General features: G+C 53.6%; 4 protein-coding genes and 1 pseudogene. All 5 read right to left on the minus strand.

Translation table 11 applies throughout. The features are described from left to right. Nucleotides 1–140: 140 nt before the first annotated feature. Complete coding sequence (trmD, locus tag AC128V_RS06705) at nt 141–824, minus strand: tRNA (guanosine(37)-N1)-methyltransferase TrmD (RefSeq protein ID WP_482763900.1); 684 nt, start codon at nt 822–824, stop codon at nt 141–143. Next, on the minus strand, nt 814–1383 hold the full coding sequence (gene rimM / locus AC128V_RS06710) for a ribosome maturation factor RimM (protein WP_482763901.1): 570 nt from the start codon (nt 1381–1383) through the stop codon (nt 814–816). The genes trmD and rimM overlap by 11 nt, the downstream gene beginning before the upstream one ends. Continuing rightward, nucleotides 1358–1594 (minus strand): RNA-binding protein, encoded by a 237-nt coding sequence (locus AC128V_RS06715; protein ID WP_482763902.1) that lies wholly within the window; start codon nt 1592–1594, stop codon nt 1358–1360. The genes rimM and AC128V_RS06715 overlap by 26 nt, the downstream gene beginning before the upstream one ends. Nucleotides 1595–1722: 128 nt before the next feature. Then, nucleotides 1723–2205 (minus strand): annotated as a pseudogene (gene rpsP / locus AC128V_RS06720) (30S ribosomal protein S16); the annotation flags it as partial. 152 nt (nt 2206–2357) lie between these two features. After that, nucleotides 2358–3848 (minus strand): signal recognition particle protein, encoded by a 1491-nt coding sequence (gene ffh, locus AC128V_RS06725; RefSeq protein ID WP_482763903.1) that lies wholly within the window; start codon nt 3846–3848, stop codon nt 2358–2360. Nucleotides 3849–3905: the final 57 nt, after the last annotated feature.

Genomic DNA, 3905 nt, shown 5'->3' on the forward strand with positions numbered 1-3905 from the left:
AGAATGTGCATTTTCTTATCTTTCCTTTTGCGCGCAGGTCAAAACGGCTAGTAGTTACTTTGCTTGAGTCCTATGCTCCCCTGCGGCAGAGACGGCCGGACACAAGTCCCAATCTTGCCACATCAAAGCGGCAATGGCAACTATTCGGCTAGTAGATCGGGCCTTACGGCTTTGGTGCGCTCGACCGACTGAGCCTTTCGCCACTTGGCTATCTCTGCATGGTGACCAGAAAGCAAGATATCCGGCACCTCAAGTTCGCGCCAGACCTGTGGCTTGGTATAACTCGGGTACTCCAATAGGCCATCGGAGTGGGATTCTTCGACAATTGACTCGGCATTGCCCATAAAGCCAGGAATCAGGCGGGTAATCGCCTCAATCATGGCTAGGGCTGCAACCTCGCCACCGTTCAGAACATAGTCACCCAAAGACACCTCAAGCACGTCAGCACGAGTCTTGGCATGCTCGACAACGCGCTGGTCGATGCCCTCGTAGCGACCACAGGCAAAAACAATGTGCTCTTTCTCGGAGAGCTCTTTGGCAAGCGCTTGGTTGAAAGGTCGACCGGCAGGGGTCGTGAAAATAATGGTTGGTCGAGTATCTGCAATTAGGTCATCGAACGCTTCGCCCCAAGGCTCAGGCTTCATGACCATGCCAGCGCCACCGCCGTAAGGAGAATCGTCTACGGTCTTGTGGATATCGTGGGTCCAGCTGCGAAGATCGTGTGCTTGAAAGCTAATTAGCCCCTGCTTTTGGGCTTTGCCCAGAAGAGAAAGTTCTAGAACGCTGAAGTAGTCAGGGAAGATTGAAACTGCATCAATTCGCATCAGCTTCCTCGATCTGCTCAAAAAGGCCGCCCGGTGGGGTTATCTCAATTACACCAGCATCAATGTCGACCTTTGGGACAAACGCCTTCACAAACGGAAGCAATACCTCGGCCTCTTCGGTCTTGATGACCAATAGGTCCTGCGCTGGCATGTGCTCAACGCGCAACAAGGTGCCGATCTCAGCACCATCTCGCCTCACCTTAAGTCCAGCTAGCTGGTGGTCATACCAAGCATCTGGCTCTTGAGGGGAAACATCGAGCGGCTGCTCAACCAGCAAAATTGCCTTGATTAGGCTCTCGGCCTGGGTGCGGTCGGCGACATCTTTGAGAAAAAGAACTGGGGAGCTGTTGAACCACTTGAGTTCAGAGACGGTTACGGACTTGCCGAACCAAGGGGATTCTTCGGGAACTTGAAGTTCCAATACCGCGCCAGGAACAAAACGTTCATTTGGGCTATCGGTGTAGAGCTCTAACTTGATTGCTCCCTTGAGGCCGTGGGCTTTTAGAAACCTGCCAACTCGGAGCTTGGTGCTACTAGAAATCTGTATCCACCACGTCAACTCGGACGCGCTTGCCATCCGCAAGGGCGTTGACGACGGTTCTTAGAGCTGTTGCGGTGCGGCCGCTCTTGCCGATCACACGACCTAGGTCGTCTGGGTGCACGCGCACCTCCAGCAAATCACCCTTGCCACCATTTCTGGAGGCAACGGTTGCGTCATCTGGGTTATCCACGATGGCGCGAACGATGTGCTGGAGGCTTGCTTGCAACATTTGAACTACTCTGCCTTTGGCTCTTCTGCTTCAGCAGCAGGTGCCTCTTCGGCAACTACTTCTTCAGCTGGTGCCTCGGCAACAACTTCTTCAGCTACTGCTTCTGCTTCGGCTGGAGCCTCTACGGTCTCAACCTCTGCTACTGCCTCGGTCGGAGCCTCTACGGTCTCAACTTCTGCTACTGCCTCAACTGCTGCTTCTTCAGAAGCAGGAGCCTCAACGGCTGCCTGAGCTGCAGGAGCTTCTTCAACAACTGGAGCCTTCTTCTCGACCTTTGGAAGAACAACTGACTTCTTCGCAGCGTCAATAACGAATGCTTCCTTGACCTTCTGAGGCTTTACGGTGTTCTTCTTCTCACCGTTGGCGTTAGCTAGGTCACCGGTTAGCTTTAGTAGCACAGCAGCCTGCTCGGTTGGCTGAGCGCCAACTGATAGCCAATACTGGGCACGCTCTGAGTTGACCTCGATGATCGATGGGTCATTGGTCGGAACGTAACGACCGATTTCTTCAATTACACGACCGTCGCGGTGTGTGCGAGAGTCGGCTACCACGATGCGGTAGTGCGGGGTGCGCGTCTTGCCAATGCGCTTAAGGCGGATCTTTACAGCCACAATGCTCCTGTTATAGGTGTCTTTGGCGAGATTCTGCCGTGAGCGTGGGGGCACACTCGTCAGGTCTCAAATGGTTTCAAATAAGTCTGGATAGAGGGTCGAGACTTTTCGAACTCGGATAGTCTGCCAGAAAATCTGGCGATTAGCTAGCTCTAAAGCCCAAATGCGCTTCCCGAGCCGGAAGATTTCTCGGATCCGAACTCCAAACCAGAGTTCTCGGCAGCTCGCTTGGCGGGGTTTCCGCTCTTGGATCCCTTGTTCTTCTTGTCTGTTTTCTTTTTGCCGGCCGAGAAACCGCCGCCACCCATAAGGGCAGGATTGGTTCCAGGAATATTTGGCATGCCACCTTTGGCAACGGTCTTCATCATCTTGGCTGCCTGCTCAAAACGGGCAATCAGCTGGTTCACCTCGGTAACCGAGGTTCCAGAGCCTCGGGCAATACGCATTCTGCGAGCGCCGTTTAGCACCTTGGGTTGAGTTCGCTCAAGCGGAGTCATCGAGTAGATGATCGCCTCGGTGCGAGTGATCTCCTTCTCGTCAAATTCCTCAAGCTGCTTCTTCATCTGACCAACACCCGGAAGCATGCCCAAAAGGCTCTTCATGTTGCCCATCTTCTTGATCTGTTGCATCTGCTCCAAGAAGTCCTGCAGGGTGAACTGATCCTTGGCCATCTTCTCGGCCAAGCGCTTTGACTCTTCTTCATCGAAATTCTGCTGCGCCTTTTCGATAAGGCTGACAATGTCGCCCATGTCCAAAATGCGGCTAGCCATGCGGTCTGGATAGAACGGCTCGAAGGCATCAAGACCCTCACCGGTGGAGCTAAACAGAATTGGCGCACCGGTAATGGTTGCCACCGACAAGGCAGCACCACCGCGGGAGTCTCCATCTAGCTTGGTTAGAACCACACCCGAGACGCCAACACCCTCGTGGAAGGCCTTGGCAACGTTTACGGCATCTTGACCGAGCATCGAGTCAACGACGAACAAGATCTCATCAGGTTCAACCGCATTGCGGATGTCCCTGGCCTGCTGCATCATCTCTTCATCCACACCCAGGCGACCTGCGGTGTCAACGATCACAACCGAGTACTGGGACTTCTTCGCAAAGGCAATTGCGTCCTTGGAAACCTTTACCGGGTTACCAACGCCATTGCCCGCCTCAGGAGCAAAGACTGGAACTCCAACCTTCTCCCCCAATACCTGCAGCTGAGTAACAGCATTTGGACGCTGCAGGTCGGCTGCCACCAACAAAGGCGTGTGGTTTTGCTCCTTCAACCACTTAGCTAACTTTCCAGCCAGAGTGGTCTTACCCGAACCCTGCAGACCTGCCAGCATGATCACGGTTGGTGGGTTCTTGGAGAATGAAAGCTTTCTTGCTTCGCCGCCCAAGATGGCCTTGAGCTCGTCATTGACGATCTGGACAACCTGCTGAGCTGGGTTTAGGGCTTTAGATACCTCATCGCCCAGGGCACGCTCGCGAATCTTGCCGGTGAAGTCTTTTACAACCTCAAGGGATACGTCTGCATCGAGGAGTGCTCGACGAATGTCGCGGAGTGTGCCATCGATGTCGGCAGCCGACAACCTTCCCTTACCGCGAAGGTTTTTGAAGGTATCTGAGAGTCTGTCAGAGAGATTTCCGAACAACTAGCGCTCCTGTTTGTAGGCGACTAAACCTTTAGCAAATTCTTCTGGCGAGAAAAA

Source organism: Aquiluna sp. (assembly GCF_965064355.1).